Annotated in this window: 17 protein-coding genes and 1 tRNA gene; 8 read left to right on the top strand and 10 right to left on the bottom strand. The window is 65.5% G+C overall.

All coding sequences use genetic code 11. From position 1 onward, the window contains the following. Positions 1–576: 576 nt before the first annotated feature. The 4 genes from E6K76_03060 to E6K76_03045 all read left to right on the top strand — a co-directional run bounded on the left by E6K76_03060 (position 577) and on the right by E6K76_03045 (position 4,205). Positions 577–906: a hypothetical protein gene (locus E6K76_03060; protein ID TMQ60112.1), complete on the top strand. Its 330-nt coding sequence runs from the start codon at positions 577–579 to the stop codon at positions 904–906. Positions 907–1,043: 137 nt separating this feature from the next. Beyond that, a complete protein-coding gene (locus E6K76_03055) occupies positions 1,044–1,625 on the top strand; it encodes a hypothetical protein (protein ID TMQ60111.1) in 582 nt (193 codons plus the stop codon). 22 nt (positions 1,626–1,647) lie between these two features. Beyond that, the gene (locus E6K76_03050) at positions 1,648–2,133 is read left to right on the top strand and encodes a GNAT family N-acetyltransferase (protein TMQ60110.1); all 486 of its coding nucleotides are present in this window, start codon (positions 1,648–1,650) and stop codon (positions 2,131–2,133) included. Next, on the top strand, positions 2,130–4,205 hold the full coding sequence (locus tag E6K76_03045; GenBank protein ID TMQ60109.1) for a Zn-dependent oligopeptidase: 2,076 nt from the start codon (positions 2,130–2,132) through the stop codon (positions 4,203–4,205). The genes E6K76_03050 and E6K76_03045 overlap by 4 nt, the downstream gene beginning before the upstream one ends. Before the next feature lie 10 nt (positions 4,206–4,215). Here E6K76_03045 and E6K76_03040 read toward each other — a convergent pair whose 3' ends face one another. The 4 genes from E6K76_03040 to E6K76_03025 form a co-directional block, all read right to left on the bottom strand. Further along, complete coding sequence (locus E6K76_03040) at positions 4,216–4,929, bottom strand: hypothetical protein (protein TMQ60108.1); 714 nt, start codon at positions 4,927–4,929, stop codon at positions 4,216–4,218. Positions 4,930–4,992: 63 nt separating this feature from the next. Further along, positions 4,993–5,565, bottom strand: coding sequence for a hypothetical protein (locus E6K76_03035; protein ID TMQ60107.1), 573 nt, complete (start codon positions 5,563–5,565; stop codon positions 4,993–4,995). Between the two features lie 70 nt (positions 5,566–5,635). Continuing rightward, on the bottom strand, positions 5,636–8,077 hold the full coding sequence (locus E6K76_03030; GenBank protein ID TMQ60106.1) for a PKD domain-containing protein: 2,442 nt from the start codon (positions 8,075–8,077) through the stop codon (positions 5,636–5,638). Further along, positions 8,074–11,667, bottom strand: a complete 3,594-nt coding sequence (locus E6K76_03025; GenBank protein TMQ60105.1) for a PKD domain-containing protein — start codon at positions 11,665–11,667, stop codon at positions 8,074–8,076. Before E6K76_03025 ends, E6K76_03030 begins: the two co-directional genes overlap by 4 nt. 334 nt (positions 11,668–12,001) lie before the next feature. Here E6K76_03025 and E6K76_03020 point away from each other — a divergent pair, with 334 nt between their 5' ends. Continuing rightward, positions 12,002–15,382: a hypothetical protein gene (locus E6K76_03020; GenBank protein ID TMQ60104.1), complete on the top strand. Its 3,381-nt coding sequence runs from the start codon at positions 12,002–12,004 to the stop codon at positions 15,380–15,382. Between the two features lie 67 nt (positions 15,383–15,449). Here the strand turns inward: E6K76_03020 and E6K76_03015 are convergent, their stop codons facing one another. The 4 genes from E6K76_03015 to E6K76_03000 form a co-directional block, all read right to left on the bottom strand. Further along, the gene (locus E6K76_03015) at positions 15,450–16,007 is read right to left on the bottom strand and encodes a hypothetical protein (protein TMQ60103.1); all 558 of its coding nucleotides are present in this window, start codon (positions 16,005–16,007) and stop codon (positions 15,450–15,452) included. A 535-nt stretch (positions 16,008–16,542) separates the two neighbouring features. Further along, positions 16,543–16,627 (bottom strand) — tRNA-Leu (locus E6K76_03010). A gap of 15 nt (positions 16,628–16,642) precedes the next feature. Next, positions 16,643–17,806, bottom strand: coding sequence for an HlyC/CorC family transporter (locus E6K76_03005; GenBank protein ID TMQ60102.1), 1,164 nt, complete (start codon positions 17,804–17,806; stop codon positions 16,643–16,645). Between the two features lie 13 nt (positions 17,807–17,819). After that, positions 17,820–19,700, bottom strand: a complete 1,881-nt coding sequence (locus tag E6K76_03000; GenBank protein TMQ60101.1) for a hypothetical protein — start codon at positions 19,698–19,700, stop codon at positions 17,820–17,822. Between the two features lie 57 nt (positions 19,701–19,757). Between E6K76_03000 and E6K76_02995 the strand changes: the two genes are divergently transcribed. Further along, positions 19,758–20,012 (top strand): hypothetical protein, encoded by a 255-nt coding sequence (locus tag E6K76_02995; GenBank protein ID TMQ60100.1) that lies wholly within the window; start codon positions 19,758–19,760, stop codon positions 20,010–20,012. Positions 20,013–20,069: 57 nt separating this feature from the next. Then, entirely contained in the window at positions 20,070–20,369 is a 300-nt protein-coding gene (locus tag E6K76_02990; protein TMQ60099.1) for a hypothetical protein, read from the top strand. Positions 20,370–20,375: 6 nt separating this feature from the next. Here the strand turns inward: E6K76_02990 and E6K76_02985 are convergent, their stop codons facing one another. Beyond that, the gene (locus tag E6K76_02985) at positions 20,376–21,590 is read right to left on the bottom strand and encodes an MFS transporter (GenBank protein ID TMQ60098.1); all 1,215 of its coding nucleotides are present in this window, start codon (positions 21,588–21,590) and stop codon (positions 20,376–20,378) included. A gap of 76 nt (positions 21,591–21,666) precedes the next feature. Here E6K76_02985 and E6K76_02980 point away from each other — a divergent pair, with 76 nt between their 5' ends. Next, entirely contained in the window at positions 21,667–23,730 is a 2,064-nt protein-coding gene (locus E6K76_02980; protein ID TMQ60097.1) for a Zn-dependent oligopeptidase, read from the top strand. On the opposite strand, the gene E6K76_02975 is transcribed toward E6K76_02980, so the two are convergent. Continuing rightward, positions 23,727–24,224 carry a hemerythrin domain-containing protein gene (locus E6K76_02975; protein ID TMQ60096.1) on the bottom strand — a complete coding sequence of 166 codons (498 nt, stop codon included), beginning with the start codon at positions 24,222–24,224 and terminating at the stop codon, positions 23,727–23,729. The genes E6K76_02980 and E6K76_02975 overlap by 4 nt on opposite strands. Between the last annotated feature and the right edge of the window lie 49 nt (positions 24,225–24,273).

Below are 24,273 nucleotides of genomic sequence, written 5' to 3'. Positions count from 1 at the left end.
ACGGTCGCATGGTCCGGTCCCTCCTCGAGGAGTCGGATGCTCCCGTGGGCTATCACGACGTGAGGATCGACGGGCGAGACGAGCACGGAGGGCGGCTGGCTTCTGGGTTCTACTTCTACCGGATAGACACCCGTGGAGGAGAGGTCGTCGGAAAAATCTCCGTGCTCAAATAAAGGGGATCCTAGGCTATCGCCGATTCCCTAACTCCATTGCCCGGGGCAGAGCTCGAACCTGCATGGGGGTTACCCCCGGGGGATTTTGAGTTGCTTCCATGAGGCACGTCGGGGCACGTCAGGGCGCCACGGAACACCTTGAAACGGAGGGTGGTTCGGCACTCTCAACCCGCAAGGCGCGCGTCTCCAGCGCCCTACCCCTCCGGATTACACCCCGGCTACATTCCCGCTACACCCTCCCCGCAATACTCCCGCGACAGTCCCGCGGGACATACCATCCGGCAGCCCCGTTGGGGGGAAGCGGACAGATCACTTGTTAAACGCGGTCAGATCATTGCCTCGTTACAGGAGCTCTTTTCCCGCTTGCGGGACCCCGCCGGTGCTCCTACGCTCCCGCGACAAGATGGATAAGCACGAAAAGGGAATCGAGATCGACCCGACCCGAACCGACCTGCCTCTCCCACGCTGGAAGGGCAGGTATAGCGGCGACCCCAAGCGTCTCCCCCGCGTGGTACAAAAGCTGATGCATCGCCGGACCCTCAGCCCGGAGGAGAAGGCGGAGCTGTTGTGGCGCTTCTACGAGTTGGACCAAGCCGCCCGCCTCCGGCAACGACTGCTCGTGACCGCGTTTTTCGTGATCTGCGTCGCCGGTGTCACCGGGTATTTCGCCCTCACCCACTGGAGCTGGGTCCTGGGCCAGATCGACATCTGGCGCACCCGCCCCGCGAAGTAGCATCGGCGCGGGCGGCGACCCGTCGCAATCGAGTCGATCCCCTCGTGGGCCGCGCTTGCGCTGCCGGGACAGCTTGGCTACCCTGCGGTGACTCCTTTACGGGGCCCGCGTTCAACCATCCACTGGGAGGCCGAAAGATGCGACCACGCGCCATAGCTGCCATGCTGCTGCTTCTGTTGGTTTCTTCCAGCCTTGCGTCCGCCTCGCCGATCAAGCCGATCACGATCGGATTCGGCGGAGGCGTGAGCGTGCCGGTGAGCGACGCCAAGGACGCATTCAAGAGCGGCTGGCACGGTACGGGGATCCTGAAATTCAGGCTCCCGGGAATGCCCTTCGACCTGAGCGGAGCCTTCGCCTACCACCGCTTCAAGCTGGACCAGTCGGCGGTTGGATTCGCGGGAAATGGGCGCATTCTCTCCGGGCTGGGGAACGCGACCTTCAACCTTCCCGTGCCCGGTCCCATCAAACCTTACATCACCGCGGGGCTCGGGGCGTTCAACGTCAAGGCCGACCCCGACTCGAGCGGAGCTCAAGCGGCCCCCTCCACCACGAAGTTCGGCATCGACGGAGGCGCGGGCGTGTCGTTTTCCCTTTTCGGGGCGCACGGCTTTATCGAAGGAAAAATCGAAAACATCTACACCGACCAGGGCCTGAACAAGGCGGTGGTGAGCGATTTCAAGACCCAGATCATTCCCGTGACGTTCGGAATTTTCCTCTAGCCCCGGGTTTCTGGATCCGCGTGTGGATATCTCGCGCCCGACCCTCGGCGTCCGCCTCATGAGCGGCAGCATGACGACGACGATCCGCGCGATGGCATTCGGAGATGCCGAGCAGGTGGCCGCATTGGCCGGCGAGCTTGGCTATCCCTCCACCCGGTCCCAGATCGAGGCGCGATTCCGCGGCATCGAGGGGAATGACGATTCGCGGGTGCTCGTGGCGGCCGACTCCGACGGCCGCGTGTGGGGCTGGGTGCATGTCTTCGGGCATCATCTGATCGAGTCCGAAGGGCAGGCCGAAGTGGGCGGATTGATCGTGGATTCACGCGCCCGCGGCGCGGGGATCGGAACGTCGCTCATGGCGGCCGCGGAAGCCTGGGCCCGCGAGCGGGGATACACGCGCCTGACCCTCCGGTCGAACACGATTCGCACCGAGGCGCACCGCTTCTATCAGGATCTCGGGTACGCCATCGTGAAATCGCAGCACAAATTCCAGAAGCCGCTCCGATGAGAGGAGGGTTCGTGTCCGTCAGGATCATCGCCGGGCGCACGCCCGTTCTCCCCTGTCTCGCTCTTACCGCTCTGCTCTTGTGCCCGGCGGCCTCGCACGGCGCGAGGAGCCCAGCTGCGGCGAGCGCCGTCACGCCCCCCTTCTTCTCGGGGAGACCGGACACGGCCGGGTTCCGGGCGTCGGCCGAGGCCGGGCTCAAGCAGGCGCAGAACGCGATCGATCGGATGCTGGCGGTCCAGGGTCCCCGCACCGTGGAGAACACGCTCACGCTCTACAACGAGGCGATGGCGCACGGCGAGAACGTCGCCTACCAAGCCCATCTTCTGGAAGCGGTGCATCCCGACTCCGCGTACCGTGCCTCCGCGGAGGAGGTTTCTCAGACCGCGAACAAGTTTCTGGACGACCTGAGCCTGAACCGCCCCGTCTACGACGCGCTCTCGAGCGTGGATGTCTCGAAGTCGGACCCCCGCACCCAGTACTTCATGATGCGCACGCTGCGCGATTTCCGCCGCGCCGGCGTCGACAAGGACGAGGCGACGCGGAAACAGATCGCCGGCATCTACGAAGAGCTGGTGAAGGTGGGACAGGATTTCGACCGGAACATCCGCACCGACTCGCGGAAGATCCAGGTGGCGAGCGCCGCCGAGCTGGAAGGGCTTCCCGACGATTTCATCAAGGCCCACCCGCCGGGCCCGGACGGGAAGATCACGCTCAGCATCGAAACTCCCGATTACATCCCGGTGGTCCGCTACGCCAGGCGGGACGACCTGAGGCGGAATCTCATGCACGAGGCGATGAACCGGGGCTACCCCGCGAACATCGCCGTGCTCGATTCCCTGCTCGCGAAGCGCTATCGGGTCGCGCGGATCCTGGGCTACGACACGTGGGCGGACTACATCACCGAGGACAAGATGATCGGCACGGCGAAGAATGCGGCCGACTTCATCGCGCGGCTCAACGACACGACGTTCAAACGGGCCCAAGAGGAATACGCGGTCTATCTCAAGCGGAGGCAGGAGGACGACCCGGCCGCCACGCAGGTCAACCGGTGGGAAGTCTCCTACTACGGCCGGCTCATCCGGAAACGCGATTTCGATTTCGACCCCCAGGAAGTCCGCCCCTACTTCCCCTTCGAGAGCGTCAAGCAGGGCGTCCTCAGGGCCACGTCCAGGATGTTCGGCGTCACCTACAAGCGCATCCAGAACGCTCCGGTGTGGGATGCCTCGGTGGAAGCGTACGAGGTGTGGGAGGGTCCCAAGCTTCTCGGCCGTTTTTACTTCGACCTTCACCCACGGCCCGGGAAATTCAACCACGCCGCGAAATTCGGAATCCGGCAAGGCGCCCGGGGGCTCCAGCTCCCCGAGCACGCGCTGATCTGCAACTTCCCGGGTGGAAAGCCCGGCGACCCGGGGCTCATGGAGCACTCGGAGGTGCAAACCTTCTTCCATGAGTTCGGGCACCTGCTGCACAGCATTTTCGGGGGCCAGGGCCGCTGGGAGCCGGTGGCGGGTACAGCCACCGAGCGCGACTTCGTGGAAGCCCCCTCGCAGATGCTCGAGGAGTGGGTGTGGGACCCCAAGGTGCTACGGACGTTTGCGAAGCACTACAAGACCGGCCAGCCGATCCCCGTGGAGCTTGTCCAGAAGATGCGGCGCGCGGACGCCTTCGGGCGCGCGCTCTCGACCGCGACCCAGGCGTTCTACTCCGCCGTCTCTCTCAATATTTATAACCGGCCCCCGGACCAGGTGGTCACGGACCGCACCGTGGCCGATCTCGAGCCCCGCTACACGCCGGTTCCGCCGATGCCCGACTCCCACATGCAGACCTCGTTCGGGCACCTCGACGGCTACTCGGCGCTCTACTACACCTATATGTGGTCGCTCGTGATCTCGAAGGACATGTTCAGCATGTTCGACAAGCGGGATCTCTTGAGCCCCGTCATGGCGAAGCGCTACCGCTACACCGTCCTCGCGCCCGGCGGAACGAGGCCCGCGAAGGACATGGTGCATGACTTCCTGGGGCGGGATTACGATTTCCGCCAGTTCGACGCGTGGCTCGCGGGGAAGGATTAGGGGGGTCCGCTCAGCGCATCACCCGATCCACCCGCCCGATTCCACGGTGGGAAGAGAAGAACACCTGCTCTTTGGTTTCGCCGTCCCCTTCTACGTCGAGGACCGTCCCGTCGCGCGCCAGCACGACGATCCGATGCGCGAGTGACACCGGCACGAAGGTGCCGTCGTCGTAGCCCCAGGAAAGATTCATCTCGGCCACGTAGACATCCGCGACGGACGCTCCCTCAGAGGAATACTCGTCTCGGGGTGCGATCGAGGCCCGATAGCTCAGGTCGGTCCAGAAGAGGTTTCGCGCCCACGCCCCGCGGAAATTGTGCCCGCGGAAGCGCTCGGTGAGCTTGAGGTAGTGCTCGAGCGCCCCCGCGGTGACCGCGTACGGTACGCGCGCCACGCCGAGCCCGTCGCACCACCAGAGAGGGGTGCGCGACGAGTCGGATCCGATGTCGAATCCCTTCTCGATCGCAATGCCCACGAGGCGGTCTCTTGGTGGATACGTCGCCTCGGCGATCCCGAGGAGGCGAGCGCCCAGTGGATCCTCATAACGGCGATGGATGGAGAAGGTGAAGTCACCGTCGGCCTCCACGGAATCGATCGGGCGCTCGGCGGCCGCCTGGGTGGAGTCGACGAAGTAGCCGGGGGCTGAGGCGGTGGCGGGCGTGGCGTTCAGCATGGAGAGGAGCGCGGCGATTGCGGCGACCGGGAAGCGCGCGGCGAGACGGCCCATTCCAGGAGTCTACTCCCGGAGCCCCGCATTCCCGGACGGAAAAGCGCGGCGTTTCGCCCGGGCCTAGTACCCCCTGTCCACAATCGTGAAATCGGCGACCGACTCAGCGTCCTTCACGGCAAGCGCGTACTCGCCCGGCCGAAGCGACTTCGTGGGCTTCAGCTCCCAGAGCCCTTCCGCCACCCTGGTCACCTCGAGATCGATGCCTTTCGTGTAGACGGTGCCGCCCTTGCCCCGCTCGATCGGGGTACGGCGGTTCTCGTCTTTCGTCTCGAGCTGGGCGAGCTGCACCCGAAGAGCCCCTGTTCGATCGGAGGCAATACGGAACCGTGGCCGGGCGATCGAGAGCACGACCTCGCTCGTCGGCCCCGCGAGGACCGCATAGGTCTTCGGGCCGCCCAGGTTCGCCTTGAAGCTCGCGGTGGCGGTTCCAGCAGGCGTCGAGCCGGGGCCCTCGAGGGAGACGCCGTGCGTCCCGAGGGGCGCCCAGTCGCTCCCGTCGAAGAAGGTGAGGTCGGGGTCCGCCGTTGCGGCGGCTCCCTCATCCGCGGCCCTGGAGGTCGCCGGGCGGGTCGCGGGAGGGACCACCCCCGCGAGGATCACCGCGAGAATGGTGAAATAGAGACGGCGGTTCATGGGGGGAGTATCGGCACCCTTGGCCACCGCCTTCACCCCCCGTTGATGCGAAAATGCGGGGCGAACGGTCCTAACGAAGCACCGCCAGCCGCCCGGCCGTGACGGCCGCCCGCGTCTCGATGCGGTAGAAATAGATTCCCGACCGCAACTCCCGGCCCCCCTGGTCTCGTCCGTCGATGCCCACGCTGTGAAATCCGGCGTAAGCGTCGGACACCTCGAGCAGCGTGCGCACGCGACGCCCCGAGATGTCGAAGAGGGAGACGCGCACCGGCCCGGCCTCGGGCGTGACGAAGCTCAAAGTCGCTGAGGGATTCAGCGGGTTCGGCGAAACCGACGCGGCCAGCGCTCCTCCCGCCGCGACGATACCGACGTCGAGCGCCGCGCGAAAGCGACCTCCGGTGAGAACGCCCCCCTCGAGCTCGACCGGGACGCTGGTTCTACCTCTAAGGTTGCCGAAGAGGAGCCGCAGGTCTTCCTTCGAAAAGCAGGCGGTGATCTCCTCGATTCCGTTTCCGTCCCGATCCGATCCGATCACAGTCTTGCCGGAGAGCGCGTGGATCCGGTCCACCGAGCCCGTTCCGGACGACTTCATGATGATGTCGGCTGGGTCGACCATGGAGTTCTCGTAGGAGCGACCGATGGGCTCGATCTGGACGCACCATTGCGGCTTTCCTGCCGTGAGGCGGATCGAGTGATTCCCGCCGGACGTGAAGGCCCGGGCGGAGAAGATCTCGGCGATCGTGGCGGAGGTCGTGGCGATGTCGTCCAGGGCTCCATCCGATACGGTCAGCGCAACCCCGTAGACACCCTTCTGCCCGTAGGCATGCTCCGGAGCTGGACCCGATCCGGTCTCGCCGTCCCCGAAGAACCACGAAAAGGCGAGGAGATCTCCGTCCGGGTCCGAGGAGGCTCCGCCGTCCAGGCGGACCGGCACGCCTACGAAGCCCGAGTAGGGGCCGCCCGCGCGGGCGACGGGTTTTCGGTTGACGTTCCGGACCGTGATCACGGTCGTGGCGGCGGAGGATCCAATCGAGTCGGTCGCCGTGAAGCCGACCGAGTACACCCCGGCTTGGTCGAAGCCCGGGGTCCATCGAAACACTCCGATGCCGTTCCCGGTGTCGAGGAATGTGGCGCCGACAGGAAGGTCCGACGCGCTGAGGGCAACGGCCGCCCCGGCGGGGTCGCTCGCCGTGACTTGGAACTCGAGCCCCTGCCCTTCGTCCACCGTCGTCGCGGCAGGGGCGTGGATCTCAGGCCCCGAACGCAGGAGGCCCGCATCGAAGGCGGACTGCACGAAGTCGTCGAAGAACTTGAGCTGCGTGATGGATGCCAAGCGGTCGGTTCCCTGGCCAACGATGATCGCGAGCACGACTTCCTGCGAGTCCCCGGGAGCCATGGTGAAGGGGCCCGAGGAGATCATGATCCGGCGGTCGGCCGGGTTCGTGTCCAGCCAGCCCGAGCCCGCGACGGGATCCCCGCTCACCTGGAATGTGGTGATCGGAGCGAATGGATCATCGTTCACGTGGATGGGCGAGCCGTCCGGGTTCAGGCCCTGCATGTAGTTGTAGCTTTCGGTCGCCGTCATCGGATCGGTCCCGTTGATGAACTTGTTGAACCCGGTCATTCCGAGCGTATCGAAGACTCCCGGGGAATGCTGAACGATCGGGCCGCGGAGGAGATCGAACCCTACGGCGGGCGGGGACGACCCGTACTGCTGGTCGGCGTTGGTCGCGTTATAGCAATAGCCCAGGCCCCGGAGCGTGTCGCAGCCGACCAGGTCGTCCGCGAACCCGCCCAGATCCGGGTCGCTCCAAAGGGTCAGGTACGTGTCGTCGAGCCGGTCCGACCCCCGGTTCGTGAACTTGAGCTTCACGAAGATCGTGTTCCCCAGAGGTCCGGCTCGATCGAACGCGAACGTGGACTGCTGGACCTCGATCCCCAAAGGCTGAGTCATGCCCGCGTTGTTCGAATGGACCGCGGAGTCCGCGTCGTTGTAGACGCACCAGGTCATCACGTCCCCGAGAAGCGCCGGCCTCCCGGCGCCGTCCACCGGGGCGCCGTCCTGCACGGGCCAGTTCAGATAGTCGAAGCTCGTCGTGTTTCCGCGGAAGATCTTGAAGTTCCGAAAGCTGGGCTGGTCGGGGAGGAAGGTGCCATTCCGCATGGGCCCCGGCACGAACTCCTGGGAATATTCCCCCACCGCGACGCGGACGTTGCCTCCCACCCTGGCCCCGATCCAGGGCCCCGCCGCGAAGAGGACGGTGTTCGTGGAGCCTTTCGGATAGACCAAACCCGCGGCCCCGGTCGTCAGGTCGAACGCGAACGACCCGTGATTGGTGACGACCATGTCCAGATTGTTCGCGTCCATTCGGGTCGCATTGTCGATGATCCGCGGCGCGCGCTGGGGCGTTCGGCCGTTCGGCGTGGAGCGCGCGTTGGACGCGATCCCTGTGGGAGCCATGGAGACAGCGAGCACGAGAAGGGCCGCCGCGCACGCGGAAACGCGTTTCATTTGAGCACCGAGACCTTTCCGAGGACCACTCCTTCCCGCGAGTCGATCCGGAAGAAGTAGAGCCCGGAAGCCAGCCGCCCGCCCTGTTCGTCACGCCCGTCAATCCGCACGTCATGGTAGCCCGCCGGAGCGTCCGACTCCTCGAGCAGGGATCGGATCATGCGACCGTTCAAATCGAAGAGACGGACCCGCACGGGACCCGGCTCGGTCGTGATGAAGGTGAGCGTCGCCTCGGGATTGAGCGGATTCGGGGACACCAGGGCGGCGAGCTTCCCGCCCCCGACGGTGACCTGGACATCCATTTGCGCGCGGAAGATCCCGCCGGTGAAGAGGCGACCCTCGAAGGTGATAGTGACCGGAGTGGTCCCGCGGAGGTTGCTGAAGAGAAGGCGCAGATCCTCCTTCCGGAAGCAGGCCGTGATCTCTTGGACCCCGTTTCCGTCGGCGTCGCTGAAGATCGTGCCCTTGTCCACGATCGCGTGGACCTCTTCGACGGAACCCGTACCGTGAGACTTCATCACCATGGACGCGAGGTCCACGGTCACGATGCTGAACGACCTTCCGATGGGCTCGAGGCTCGCGCACCACCGCGGCTTGCCTGCGCTCAACCGGATGCTGCGGTTCCCACTCGCGGTGAACGCCCGCGCCTGGAACACGCCGACGATGTTGGCGGTGGTTGTGGCGAGAGACGATGCCAACCCATCGGAAACGGTCAGCGCCACTCCGTAGAGGCCGATCGACGCGTAGGCGTGGGCGGGCGTAGCCCCGCTTCCCGTCGAGCCATCGCCGAACACCCATGCGTATGTCAGGGGGTCGCCGTCCGGATCGGACGAGCCCGTCCCGTCGAACGTGAGCGGGACTCCCGAGAAGGCCGTGTAGGGCCCGTCCGCGTTGGCGGTCGGGGCTCTGTTGATATCGGTGACCGTGATCTTCGTCGTCGCCGAGGCGGACCGTACGTTTGCCGCCGTGAAGGTCACCGCGTAGGGTGTCGGGCGCGAATCCTGGAAGCCGGGCCTCCAACGGAACACGCCCGCCGTGTTGGACGCCTCCGGCGTGAAGGTGGCGTTGTTTCCGATCGGCAACCCGGAGAAATCGGCCGTCAAGCTGGAGATGGCAGGGCCATCCGGGTCGTTCGCGCTGATGCTGAACGTGATCTCTGACCCTTCCGCGCCGGAGGCCGCTTTGGGCGCCGTCACAACAGGGGGATGATCCTGCGGCGGGGCGCAATGATTCAGGAGGACGGTCACACTGCCGGCGAAGTAATTCGCGATCGCCAGATCGCTCCGAAGATCGTCGTCGAAGTCTCCCAAGGCGATCCCATAAGGCCCGTCCCCCGCCGGCACATCCGTGCGGGGGCCGAACGCCCCGGAACCGTCTCCCAGAAGGATCGACGCGTCGTTGGAATCCAGATTCGAGATTCCCAGATCGAGGTGGCCGTCGCCGTTCAAGTCCACGATGGCGATCAGCCGGGGTCCGAAGTGGGTCGTGAAATTTCGCCTCGGGCTCAGCGCGCCGTTACCGACCCCGAGGAACACGGAGGCATAGTTCGAGCTGGCGCTCGTCACCACGACGTCGACCTTGCCATCTTCGTTCAGATCCGCCGCAGCCACGGCCAGCGGATCGGCGCCTGCGGTGTAGTCGGTCCTCGATCCGTAGACTCCCGAACCATTGTTGAGAAAGACCGAAAAGTCCTGGTCCCCCGGGTTGACCACCACCAGGTCGGGCGCTCCGTCGCCGTTCAGATCGGGGGTCGCGAGATTCCACGCGGACGACCCGGCTGGAATCGAGGTCGCCGCGAGGAAGGTTCCGTTCCCCACCCCGCGCAGGATGGAGACGTTGCTGGATCCTTGGTTCGACGTCAGGAGATCGATTTTGCCGTCACGGTTCACGTCCGCCGCGACGATGGATCGTGGTGAGGAGCCCACTGTGAAATTCTGCCTCGCCCCGAACCCTCCCGTGCCGTCCCCGAGATAGACCGAAACGTTATTCGAATTGAAATTCGGGGTTGCGATGTCCGGAATCCCGTCCCGGTTGAAATCCGCGATGACGCCGGAAACAGGGGCGTTCGTCGCCGGCAGATCGGTGGGGGCTCCAAATGTGCCGTCCCCCGACCCCAGCGCCACCAAGAGGCGGCTTTGTCCCGGCATCTCGACGACCAGGTCCAGCACGGCATCCCCGTTCAGATCCGCCGTCTGGACCTCGATCGTGCCAAACCCGAAGCTGGTCGTGACGGGGATGAAAGCCCCCGCGCCGCAGGGAGGTGGAAAGTTCCCGGCGAGGGCATTGATCGTGAACGATTTCGTGTCGGCCAGCTCGTAGTCCATCGCCCGGATCGTGACGGAGGCCAACCCCGCGTCGCCCTGCCCAGGGGTAGCTCGAATGGTCCCCGTCGCCACCCCGGAGCCGAAGCCCGAGACGGTCACGTACCCCGGCCCCGACTGCTTCGAGATGCTTATGAAGTCGCCGTTGGGGTCGGTCGCGGTGACCGTCTGCTCCGCCACATCGCCGAGCGTGACCGTCATGTCGGACGGCTGGCTCAAGATCGGCGCGCTGTTCGGAGGGTTGACGATGATCGTAAACGAGCTCTGCGCCTCGAGCGCTCCGTCGCTTGCGGCGACCGCGGCGGCATAGCTCCCCGCCTCCGGGGGCGCCGGGGCCAGGTGGAGGTTCCCGGTTCCGTAGCCCGGCGACGAGCTCACCGTGGAGACGGTCATGAAGTTCGGGCCGTAGGCCTTCGAAAACGTGATGAAGTCCCCGTCGGCGTCGCTCGCATATACCGAACGGTCGAGCGTCGACCCCGCGCTTAGCACGAGCGTGGGGATGTAGTCGATCACGGGAGAGGCGTTCGCCCGGATCGTAATCGCGAAGGACTTCTGATCCATCAGCTGCCCGTCGCTCGCCCCGACGGTGGCCGTGGTCGATCCGCTATCCTGGGCCGTCGTAGCCAGACGAACGAGACCCGTCGCCCCGCTCCCCGCGGCTTCGATCGTCTGCACCGACATGTAGGCAGGGCCGGATACCTTGACAAAGGATAGAAGATCCCCGTCGGGATCGGTCGCCGTCAGCTCCTGATCGATGGTCTCGCCCGCCCGCCCGCTCATCGGCTGAGGCTGCGCCAGGACCGGCGGTCTGTCGGGGCCGGTCACGGTGATGCTCAGCGTCTGGGCAGAGGTGAGGACACCGTCGCTCGCCGCGATCCCGCCGGTTTGCGGGCCCACGTCGGCCAGCGAGGGTGCGAGGTGCACATTCCCCGTGGCGGAGCCGGAGTCCGGATCGATCGTGGTCACGGTCATGTACGCGGGACCGAACGACTTCGAAAACGTAATCGGGTCCCCGTCGCCGTCCGTTGCGTGGAGGACCTGGTCCGCGGTCGTGCCTCCCGGGAGAGTCATCGGCGCGGGCGCGGTCAGGACCGGCGCGACACCGCTCACGGATCGGGCGCGTTCCGAGGGACTCTGCGCGAGCGTGACATCGTGAGCCCGGTCCACCGCGGACGGCGCGGCTTGCGAATTCGTTGCCCCAGCGAGGATGGAAAGGGAGAAAAACGCGAGCGCGACCGGAATTCGAGCGGACATCGGGCGACCCCCCATTAAGGATGTGCTTCGTTTCCGATGAGGATCGGGCAGGATGGATCAGGGATCACCGCCCGCCGATCCTTCGACTAGCGCGATAACGAGAAGACCGAGGAAAACGGATGATAGGGATCTGGGATATTTGGCGCCGTGCGCCGGGGGAACAGCGGGAGACTCTACCCCTCGCGGGGAATTGTCAAGGAGAAACCCGCATGGCTACGGAAGAATCTGGGTCATGCCCGAGGGCTCGAAATCAAGCTGACTGCCACTTCAGACGCAACCGCCGGCCCGAACGGGTATACCCTTAAAGGAGTTTCTGCGGCGCATCGAGTCTTCATGGGAGGGTCGTCCGATGTACGCCCGAATTCCGGTCGTCCTGGCTATTCTTTTGCTCTTCCTCCTCGCAGGGGCCACGAATTCGGACGCGGCACCGTCCACCGCGGATCGAGCGAACGAGGTTACGCTCGCGCAGAGTCCCTCGGAACGCGCCCGATCCGTGAGCGGCGTCGCGCCGGTCCTGACCGCGCCCGCGCCGATGTCCCTCCCGCAAGGGACGACCGCGGACCAGTACCTCTACGCGACGGACGGGGACGGAGACCCAATCACGTTTTCGAAGTCGTTCGGCCCGGCGTTCATGACCGTAACCACAATCGATCCGGGCAGGGGCTCCGCGACAGGGAATGTGCATCTCGCGCCCTCGTTTGCCGACCAGGGCGTCGTAAACGGCGGGATCTCGGTGAGCGACGGGATCTTCGCCTATGCCGCGATGCTGGAGATCACCGTGACCGGCCCCGACAGACCGCCGGTCCTGGCGCAACCGTCACCGATGAGCGGGCGAGCGGGCCAGACTCTCGATCAGGAGCTGACGGCGACCGATCCCGACGGGGATCTTCTATCCTTTGTCAAGGTATCCGGCCCTGCCTACATGTTGGTGCAGACGATCGAAGCCGCGGGGAGTGGGGCGATGGGTGTCGTTCATCTGGCTACGACGACCCGGGATAGCGGATCGACCACGGCCACGGTCGGGGCGAGCGACGGGCAGCTGATGGATCAGAGGTCCTTCTCGATTACGATCCGGGCGAACACGGCTCCGCAGATCGAGCCCATCGACACGCTCTTCGTGACCCCGGGGTCGACTGTCGACCGTTCGGTATTCGCAAGCGACGTCGAGGGAGACTCGATTATCCTTTCGAAGGCCTTCGGGCCTGCCTGGATGACCGTCTCCACGGTCAGTCGGGGGTTGGGCTTCGCAAGCGGGAACATCCACCTGACCGTGTCCCCCGAGAACTGGAAGGGCCACCGTGCCGCGGTCGCCGCCAGCGACGGAGTCCTTCAGGCGCAGAGTTGGTTCACGATTGTCGTCCACCCTATTCCGAACAGCGCGCCGATCCTCAGCCAGCCGGCCGACATGACGGTCTTGCTCGGCGAAGTGGTGGAGCAGAAGGTTACCGCTACCGACCCCGACGGCGATCGCGTGAGCATCACAAAAGTATCGGGTCCGGAGTACGTGACGGTCTCTCATTTCCCGTATAGAGCAACCGCAATCATTCAAGCTAGTCCCGGGGCGGGCGACCTGGGGTCGGCGACCGCCACGATCCGGGCGACGGATGATTGGGAGGGGTTGGCCGACACGAAGTCCTTCACGGTCAATGTGCTTGCCGGGGATTTCCCGCCCCCCTGCGGGGCGAGCGCTTTCATCCCCCTAACGACCACATTCACCTTCAGGGATCTGACGCCTCCGTTCCAATCCACGATGGAGGTCCAGACGGCGGACCTGAACGGGGATGGGGTGCTGGACTTGGTCGCCGAGTTTGCGGAGCCCGGACAGGTCATCGCGGCATTGGGTGCGGGGGACGGCACATTTGGAGAATCCACCGATCTGATTGCCGAGAGATGGCCCGCTTCTGGGGCGATCGCCGATTTCAACCGGGACGGGATTCTGGACGTCGCGATCTCGAATTACATGTCGAATAACGTCTCGGTCTTTCTCGGGGACGGCACCGGAGGGTTCGGACCTAAGCAGAATTTCCGCGTAGGTGCCTCCGCGCCCAATTCCATCGCCGCGGTGGATGTGAACCGCGACGGCAAGATCGATCTCGTGACGGCGAACGGACAGTACGGGGTCCTTTATGGAGTAGGCGACGGGTCCTTCGTCTTGACATATACCTCGCACGACGACCCGTCGTTCCCAGGGTCCGACCTCGCTGCGCCCGATTTGAACGGCGACGGTGCGCCCGACCTGGTCGTGGTCCACCCTGAGGAATACTACTCGGAGCCGAAAATTACGGTCTTTCTGAACAATGGTTCGGGGGGGTACGGCTCGGGAACAGACTATGCCGTCGGCGCCTATCCGCGAGCGGTTGCTGCCGCGGACCTGAACGAGGATGGCAAAGTTGACATCGCGGTGACGAGCGCCCGCTCGAACTATGTCTCCGTGTTCCTCGGGGTTGGTAACGGCACGTTGGGCCCGAGGCGAAATTTCACGACCCGCGCCGGACCCAGCCAGATCGCCATCCTGGACGTGAACGGCGACAACCATCTCGATCTCGCAATCACAAATCTGGCCACGAATCTGGAGTCCAGCAGCGTCTCGGTCCTTCTGGGAGACGGCTCCGGGGCCTTTGGCTCCCGCACGGACGTTCCGGCGGGGGGCGCACCCTACGGGATCGTCTCGGGAGACTTTGACGGCGATCTTCGGAGCGATCTCGCGGTTGCGAATAGCACAGGCAGCGTCACGACCCTTCTGAATCATTGCGCCCCGCCGCGCGATCATCCCCCTGTTGTGACCGCACCGAAGGTGGTCTCCGGAGCGGAGGGCTCGGAGATCACCTTCAGCATCAGCGCGAACGACCCGGATGGCCCGGCCATCTCCAGCCTGACCGCCGATTTCTCCGGGCTTCCGGTCGGGAACAAGGCCACGTGCACGCCGGGGTCCTCCGATACAGGGGGCGTGTTCCGGTGGACGCCGGGCTTCGATGATTCGCGCCCGACCTCCTACTTCGTAACCTTCACGGCGGCAAACGTGCTGTCGGCTTCGGCGACGACCAAGATCACGGTCACCGCCGCCAGTGTCGTTACCGTGTGCCAAGCGCGTGCGTTTACCACGGACGGGAAGGGCGGCATCCGGTTGGGCGGAGGGAAGGAGCACCGGTGCGTGAACCTCGAGCCCGTCGGAGGGTCGTTCCGCCTCGGGACCGTGGACGTCACCTCCATCGTGATGAAGTCCCACAATACAGGCTCTGTCGAGGAGATCGGGGCGAGCGAGGTCGCGGCTGGGGGCGACCGCGACGGAAACGGGGTTCAGGAGATTGCGGCCTGCTTCCGGAAGGAGGATCTGCGCCTTCTCTTCAGCGATCTCCGCGGAAACACTCCGGTCACGATCACCCTCGAAGGGCGCCTCTCCACGGGCGAGATCTTCCGCGCCCAAATGGACGTCCTGGTCCACGCGGGAGCCGGGAAGCTCGCCGCTTGGGTCTCCCCGAATCCTCTCAATCCCGAGGCCGTCCTCACCTTCGTCACAACGGATCGTGGCCCCCTGCGGGTTCGTCTCTTTGACCTGAACGGTCGCATGATCCGTTCCCTCCTCGAGGAGCCGGATGCTCCCGTGGGCTATCACGACGTGAGGATCGACGGGCGGGACGAGCACGGCGGGCGGCTGGCTTCCGGGTTCTACTTCTATCGGATCGACACCCGTGGAGGAGAGGTCGTCGGAAAGGTCTCGGTGCTCAAATAAAGCGGATCCCTGCCTGCGCGGTCGTCAGCGACCGCTTTGAGCGTGGGGGTTAGTACAGGCGAATCTCTCATGCTGCTTTCCTCCCAGGAGCGGGCCTCTGCCAGTCCCGCCTCTTTGTGAACCGTAGAACTTTGGGCGGCTTCTTCTGCTTGGCGAAAAACTCGCTATAGGCTGCCGCGAACGCCTCCCTGAATTTGGTCAGCTCCGCGTCCTGAGCGCTGGAGAGGTGATTGTCCTTTGAGAGCGTTGCCTCAAATGACTCAAGCAACACAGCCCGTAGCGCGTATTCCCAGCCTTGCGCGCGCTTGGCCTCCTCTTGACCCTCCCACTCCGCTACCGTCTCTCGGCGATCAAGATGGAGCTGTTCGGCAAGCTCTGCTTGAGTCAGCCCGCAAGCCTTCCGTAGATATCGGATCTCCTTACCCGTGAGAAAACCCGGGCGCATAAGGAGGTCGCGCGCGATGAGCTGAAGTAGCTGTTGCTCCTTGAGGACAGCAACCAGTCTATGCTTGCACGCAGGGCAGATCGTCTCAATTACCCCGCCTTCCAGCCATATGTTGTCCAGGCCCGACTCCCGATAGTGGTACTTCGGGACGCTGCGGGTCTCGACTTTGTTTGCACACATCGGACACTCATTCATCATCGTTTGCCCCGTTTTGTTCCTTTGCCTCGTTTCTTCCTTCTGGCTACTGGCTTCACTGGCATGATGGACAGCAACCAACAGGGGCCCACCCGGTAGAGTGAGATGGCTATCCGAGTGTCCTGTCCATCGCCTGACTTCCCGCGCACGCGAACCACGTGGTTCCGGTACTCGGTGTTGTACTTTGGCCCACCCTCCATACTGCCGTTGCTGAGGACCGTATACACGTCCAAGACTGAATACCCACGTCCTTCCACCCGAGTCCAAATGTGTTTGGTCCGATAGAGTGGCCGCTCACCACGCCAGATCTCAGCAAGTATCTCCTTGGCGTCATCCTTAGTCATCCTATCGGCCTACGCATAGGATACGTTAGGTCAAAATGTACGTCAACCGTACATTTTGGGACTAGGTGCGCTCCGACGCGGGGAGTCAGGGAGTCAGTTTCCAGGCCCGAGGCGCTTTGGTTACCGTTTGGTTACCTTTTGGCAATCGGCCGCTGGGCCACGATCCCGTAACCCAATGCCCGGGGCAGGGCTCGAACCTGCATGGGGGTTACCCCCCAGGGGATTTTAAGTCCCCTGCGTCTGCCATTCCGCCACCCGGGCTGATTCCCGCGCCCCCTACCGCTCCCGGCGCTGCCCCCACGCCCACCTCGCGGCACGTCCTTCTTGCGGAAGGGATCGCATCGCCGCGGCGGCTTCCACCGCCTCGCGGACGCCACGCACGTCGTGCTCGTCTTCGATGTCGCCGACCAGCTCCTCGATGATGTCCTCGAGCGTGATGAGCCCGATCGGTTGTCCGGCAAGGTCCACCACGATAGCCATTTGGCGCCGGATCTTTCGAAATTCCTTGAGCTGCTCCGCGATGGAGCGGTCGGTGGGAGCCCACGTGGCCGGGTACATCGCGTCGGCGAGCTGGATCAGGCCGCTCGTGGAATAGATGTAGAAAAGGTCCTTGGCGTTCACGATGCCGACGATCCGGGTGCGTTCGCCGTCGTAGACCGGGAACCGAGTGTGCACGCTCTCCTGCACCGCGTTCAGGATCTGCTCGGGTGTCGAACGCACGTCGAGCATGGCGGCGTCCTTCAAGGGCACCATGGCCTCCCCCACCTTCTTCGCGGGGAGCCTGAAGGCGTTCTTCAAGAGCTCGGCGTGCTCGGCGCTCATTCGTCCCGCCTCGGAGACGTCCTCCACCAGGAGCTGCAGCTCCTCGACGGAGTGCACGTGCTGGGCGTGCGATGCGGGCGCGAACCCCATGACCCGGACCAGGCTCATTCCGGCCCAGTTCGTGAGTCGGATGAAAGGCCGGCCCGCACGCTCGAAGGCGAGCAGAGGACCGGCGAGGGTCCGGACCACAGCGTCGGGGATGCGGATCGCGACCGTTCGAGGGGCGAGCTCGCCCGCGACGATATGGATGAAGGTGATGCCGCCGAAGGCGACGATCGTCGCGACGGTATGCGAGGCATAAGGTCCCCACCCTGCCGGAAGGAACCGGAACCAGGGCTCGATGAAGTGCGCGAGGCCCGGCTCCCCGATCCACCCCAGGGCGAGGCTCGCCATCGTGATTCCGAGCTGGGTCGCCGCGAGCATGTGGTCAAGGCGGTCGAGCGCGAGCATGGCGAGCGCCACGCCCGGAGCGCGCTTCGACGCCAGCTCCTCGAGGCGGGTCCGGCGCACGGTGACGAGCGAAAATTCCGCCGCGACGAAAAACGCGTTGCAGAGTACGAGGATGGGGATCAGGAGAACCTGACCCGCGTGGAGCATCTCGGCTACGAAGCGCGGCATGGCGGGTCTCCGATCAGGAGACCGCGGCTACTAGTTCGGCGGAGGCTTCCCCGTTGCGGTCGAATGTCACGGGAACCCGCCAGCTTGAATTCGCGGGAACGCAGACTCCCTGTCCTTCGTTGCAGTAGGCAAACGAAACCTCGACGTGAAGATCGGCGGCCCCTTCCGGCTGCGCCGGCAGCTCGAACGCGAGCGGCCATGTGGCGCCCAGGATCGTGCGCTGGAGCATGACCTCTCGGCCGCGCGCGACGCGGATGCTCGCGGGCGCCTCCTCGCTCACGTGGGCTCCCTCGGGAAGATTCACCGCAACCCGCCAGGCGGTTGCCTCCCCCGCGCGGAGCCGCGCGGTCGTCAAGAATGCCGGCGCGCCCGCCGGAGCCGCGTCCGCTTCCATCGAATCGGGAGCCTCCAGACCCTCGATCACGACCTCGCGCCACCCTGCATCGATCAATGAAAGGCGCACGACGCGGTGGTTATTCGTATCGGCAACGTAGAGCACGTCCTCAGCCGCGTGGAGCCCGCCCGGCTCGAAGAGCGCCAGCCGCCCCTCGCGCTCCGTGCCGGGCCGTCCGTCCCCGGCAATCGTCCGCACCGCGCGCCCCTCGACGTCGATCTCCTTGATCTTGTGATTATAGGTGTCCGCGACGAGGATCCGCTTTCTCCAGGCCGCGACCCCGAGGAGATGCTGGAAGCGCGCCGAGGCGAAATCGCCGTCGCGATCACCGAAATCGAACAAGCCCCGTCCGATCAGGGTCTCGACCCGCTCCGCCGCCAGATCGACCCGACGCACCGCGCTCACCTCCGAATCCGCGAAGTAGAGGTGGTTTCCGAGGAGCGCGAGCCCCGAGGGCTGCGCGAGCGCGGCGTCTTCGACCGGCCCGTCCACGATGTTCTCCCGGCCGCTTCCCACGAACGCGCGACAGAGACCCATCGGGAGATCGAGCCGCCAGAGCTGATGCGGGCCCGCCATCGCGATGTAGAGCGTGCTCCCCTCCATCGCGAGGTCCCAAGGGGAATTCAACGCCTGCTTCGTTCCCAGATTGCCGCCGGAGCGGTCGAAGCCCTGCACGCCGGTCCCCGCCACGGTCGTCACCGTCCACGACGCGAGATCCACGGCGCGGATCAGATGGTTCTCGGTGTCGGCGACGTAGAGCGTCTCGCCCGAGAGCGCGAGCCCCTGCGGATGATGGAAGCCCGCGCTCTCGGCCGGACCGTCCTCGCGGCCCACGCGGCCGTGGCCCACGGTGCGGATCAGCCGCGATCGCCCTTCCGCGTCGGGGAGCGTCGCGACCACGATGCGGTTGTGGTTCGAGTCCGCGACGAAGAGGCGGCCCCCCGCAGAGTCCGCGAGAACCTTCCCCGGGAAGGCGAGCCCCGAGGCCGCCCGGACCGACCGCTCCCGCGCAAGACGCAGCGGAGCGGCCGCCAGGATGCCCTTCGCGCGCGCCTCCTCGAGCGCGGTCGCGATCGCGGCCCCGAGGGAGTTTCGGTTCCCTTCTCCCGCCACGCCGCCGATGATCCTGCGATCGGCCCCGACCAAGACCAGGGTGGGCCACGAGCGCACGGTGAACTCGTTCCAGATCCGCATGTTCTCGTCGATGATCACCGGGTGCTCGATCTCGTAGCGACCCACCGCGGCGCGGACGGTTTGGCGCTGTCCCTCGTTCGTGAACTTGGCGCTGTGGACGCCGATCACGAGAAAGGGCTGATCGCGGTATTTCCGCTCCAAGTAGGCGAGGTCGGGGAGAACGTGCATGCAGTTGATGCAGCAGTAGGTCCAGAAATCGAGCAGCACGACCTGCCCCCGAAGCTCGTTCGCGAATGTGAGGGGTCGGTCGGTGTTCAGCCACGCGAAGCCGGCGGGCAGCTCGGGCGCGCGGGGGCGGTCGTTCATGCCGGAGAGAATACCCTATTTGGGGACCCCGTGCGTGCGTGGCATACTGTTGGTATTATGCGATTCCTTCTGATCGCGCTGGCCGCATCCGCGCTCGCGGCATCGGCTTTCGCCGCGCCCGTGGCGGCGCCTCGGAGCGCCCCACCGCCAAGGCCGGGCGTGGCGCGGCCGATCCGCCCGGAACCGGTCTACGCGAAGGTCCGCTACGACTCCCAGCTCTCCGTCAACGATCGATGCCCCGTCAAGCACGGCGTGCTCAACCCGGGCATCCCGCCGGTATACGTGAACCGGCAGCCCGTAGGATTCTGCTGACGCACTTGCCCCCGGGTCTTCGGTGAAGACCCCGCCCCATACCTGAAACAGTTTCACGTGACGCTGCGGGATCCGGTGTACCCGGGCCGCGTGGCGTCCTACGATCCGAGCCTTCGCGTCTTCTTGAACCAAGAGATCTACTTCTTCTCGGGAAAGGAAGCCATGAAGCATTTTCTCTCGGATCCAACCCGCTACTCGGGGCCCCTCACCGATCCGGTCTCCCAGGCGCGGTTCCAGCCCGCGCCGCGCTCGCCGCGGGTCCATTTCCAGGACCACACGTTCTACTTCGAATCGGAGGCGACGAAGCGCCAGTTTCAGGCCACGCCGACCGTCTACAACGTCCGCCGCGAGAGCTGACCCCGCTCAGGCCGTCGCGAGCGCTTCGGAGCGCTCCTCGGGCGGCTTGATCCTCCTGAAGCTTCGATAGAGAACCAGGTCGTAGGCGATCTTGAGCGCGGCCCCCGCCGCGAGCGGCGACCAGAGCGCGAGCCCCTGCATCGCGGCCCCGGCGAACGCGGGCGCCACGGCCCAGCCCGCGGTGCGCACGAGATTCGTCGCCCCCGCCGCGGCCGCGCGCTCTCCGGGGCCGACGACCGCGACCACGTAGGACTGCCTCGTGGGCACGTCCATCTCGACGAGGCACTCGCGCAGGATGAAGAGGAACGCGGCGACCGCGAAGCTCGGCGCGGTCGGAACCGTGAGCAGGAGAAGGCTCGAGGGCAGGTGCGTGAAGACCATGGTGCGCAGGAGGCCGATGCGCCGCGCGAGCCACGCGGCCGCGAGATGCGAGAGCCCGTTGGCCACCCGCGCGAGGAGAAACAGCGGGGCCAGCGCCTCCGTCCCCAGGCCGAATCGGCGGAAGAACCAGTAGGAGAGGAGCGCGGTCGTGAGAAAGCCGCCGCCGAGGCTGTCCATGGCGAATAGCCCCGCGAGCCGGGCGATGCGGCGCTTCGATTCCGGATCGATCGGCGGGGGCTTCATGACCCGCCGCGACCGCGCATGGGCGCTCAAGCCTAGGTAGGCCGCGGCACCGGCCAGGCTGAGCCCCGCGACGGCGAGGAATCCCACGCGGTAGGACGCAAGCGTCGTGAGGCCGGCGTGCCGAACCAAGCTCGGCAGGAGCGCCGCGAGGGCTCCCGTCGCGTGCCCCAGATCCAGAACGACGTTGTACCAGGCGAAGGCGCCTGTTCTCCCGCGTTCGTCGGCCAGATCGGGGAGAAGCGCCTGCTCGAGAGAGAAGGCGGCTCCGCGGTCTCGTCCCATGCCGTTGACCATGCCGAGCGCCGCGGCGGGCGCGAGCATCCAGGCCGAGGGAGCGAGGGCGAACCCGGCGGTCCCGATGGCGGCCAGAACCGCGAGCGCCGCCAGGCAGCGTGTCCGCCCGAGGCGTTCGGCGTAGAGGGTGACCGCCAGGGTTCCGAGCGCGACCCCGAGGAGCCCCGCCGAGATCACCGCTCCCACGCCGGGAGCCGAAAGCCCCAGCTCTGCGGCGTAGAGGCCGACCAGAACGCCGGACATTCCCACGCCGGTCGAGCGCGCAAAAGCGGCCGCGTAAAGGAGGCTCCGGTCCCGCGTCATCGCTGTGGTAGCATAGCCTGCGCGGGAGTGTTCTGCGGCTTTCTAATCAACGAGTCCGGTGTTCCAAGGAGGATTTGTGCGCTTCGCCACGCTTCGATTCCTGCCGTTTCTGTCCGCGGTCGTCTTCACCGGATCTTTGCTCGGGGCCGCGATCGAGCCACCCGTTGCCGCGTTTGCGGCAGGGTCGGCCACCCCGGTCGCGCCTCCCTTCTGGGCCGGGCGCCCCGACTCGGGCGGATTTCGCACCTCGGAGGAGGGCGAGTTGAGAGTCGCGGCGGCTGCGGTCGACCGCATGCTTGCGGCCAAGGGCCCGCGCACGATCGAGAACACGCTCGTGCCTTACAACGAAGCGCTGCTGCACGGGGACAATGCCGCGTACGCCGCGAATCTGATCGAGTCGGTCCACCCCGACTCCACCGTGCGGGCGGTGGCCGAGGAGGAGACCCGCATCGCGAGCAAGTTCCTGAACGACCTGGGCCTCAACCGCGCGGTCTACGATGCCCTCTCCGCGATCGAGCTCAAGGGCACCGACGAGAACACCCACTACTGTGTCGCCAAGACCCTCCGCGATTTCCGGCTCTCCGGCGTCGACAAGGACGAGGCGACGCGGAAGAAAATCATGGCGCTCCGCGAGGAGCTGGTCGCGATCGGGCAGGATTTCGACAAGAACATCCGGAACGACTCGCGCACGATCACGCTGTCGAGCGCCGCCGAGCTGGACGGCCTCCCCGAGGATTACATCAAGTCGCACCCCCCTGGCCCGGACGGCAAGATCACGATCGGCATCGAGTACCCGGATTTCTTCCCGGTGATGAGCTATGCCAAGAACGGGGAGGTGCGTCGGCGTCTCCTCCACGAATTCTTGAACCGGGCGTACCCCGGCAACATGGCGGTCCTCGACAAGATGATCGCGAAGCGCTACGAGCTGGCCCGGCTTCTCGGATTCAAGACCTGGGCGGAGTACGCCACGCGGGACAAGATGATCGAGAGTGACAAGAACGTGGCCTCGTTCATCGAGCGGCTGCGCGGGCTGACCCTGAAGCGCGCGCAAGAGGAATACGAAATCTATCTCAAGCGAAAGAGGGACGACGAGCCCGCGGCGACGATCGTGAACCAGTGGGACCGCCGCTACTACGGTGAGCTGATCCGGAAGCGCGATTACAACTTCGACGCGCAGCAGGCGAGGCCCTACTTCCCCTTCGAGGAGGTGAAGCAGGGCGTCCTGAGCTCCACGTCGAAGCTATTCGGCGTCACCTACAAGCGGATCGCGAACGCGGATGTCTGGGACCCGAGCGTCGAAGCCTATGAAGTGTGGGAAAACGGCACCATGATCGGACGCTTCTATCTGGACCTCCATCCGCGGCCCGGGAAATACAACCATGCCGCGAATTTCGGCATCCGGACCGGCGTCGACGGAGTCCAGATCCCGGAAGCGGCGCTCGTGTGCAACTTCCCCGGAGGGAAAGAGGGGGACCCGGGCCTCATGGAGCACGGCGACGTGGTGACCTTCTTCCACGAGTTCGGTCACCTGCTCCACGCGATCTTCGGCGGACATCAGCGCTGGGAGGCGATCTCGGGGATCGCCACCGAGTGGGACTTCGTCGAGGCGCCGTCGCAGATGCTCGAGGAGTGGTGCTGGAATCCCGGTGTGCTCCAGACCTTCGCCAAGCACTACCAGACCGGCGAGCCCATCCCGAACGAGATGGTGGAACGGATGCGGCGCGCGGACTGGTTCGGGCGCGCCACCTCGATCGCCTACCAGAACCTCTACTCGGCGATTTCGCTCCACTACTACGACCGGCCGCCTCGTGAGATCGACACGGACCGGATCCGCGGGGACCTCGAGCCCAAGTACACGCCCTACCCGCCGATGCCCGACACGCACTTCCAGGCGGCGTTCGGTCATCTCGACGGGTACTCGGCCGTCTACTACACCTATATGTGGTCGCTCGTGATCTCCAAGGACATGTTCAGCAAGTTCGACAAGTCAAACCTGCTCGACCCCATGGTCGCGCGTCGCTACCGCGATACGGTGCTGGCGGCCGGCGGATCGGCGCCGGCGGCGAAGCTGGTGCATTCGTTCCTGGGGCGCGACTACGATTTTCACTCCTTCGACGAGTGGCTGGCGGGAAAGAACTAGCGTTTCTGGCCGCGCTCGACCCGGAGCGGAGTCACGACCTCCTTCTCGAAGCGGGCTGGGTCGAACGCCTTGTCGAGGTAGGGAAAGAGGACTTCCTCGGTCGCGACGAAGTGGGCGGCGATGAGCCCGAGAATCGCGTAGCAGAGGTGCATGAGCTTTCCCGCGGGCGCTCCCGCCTGGATCGCCTTGTCGAGCGCCTCGCAGCGGCGGGTCACGAGCTGGTGCTCGAAGCGAGACATTTCGGTCACGTGCGAGCCTTCTCCCGCGGCCCAATCGGCGGCTGGATAGAGCGTGTATTCTTCGGCGCGGGAGTGCGGCGCGACCTGCTGGCGCACGAAATCGAGCACTTCGCGCGCCATCGCCATCTGCTGCGGGGTCGTCTGCTCGTGGAGCCTCTCCAGTCTCTCGGCGCTTGCGTAGAGGCTCGCTAGGATCTTCTGGTGCTCGGCGCGCAGTGCGTCCGTGCTGCGCGGACTGGGTTGACCGATGGTCATGGACCCGCAGTTTCCACTGTAAGCTCCCGCGTGTCAACTCGGCTATTGC

The organism is Candidatus Eisenbacteria bacterium (assembly GCA_005893275.1).
Taxonomy (GTDB): domain Bacteria; phylum Eisenbacteria; class RBG-16-71-46; order SZUA-252; family SZUA-252; genus WS-7.
This window is presented reverse-complemented; position numbering and strand designations above follow the sequence as displayed.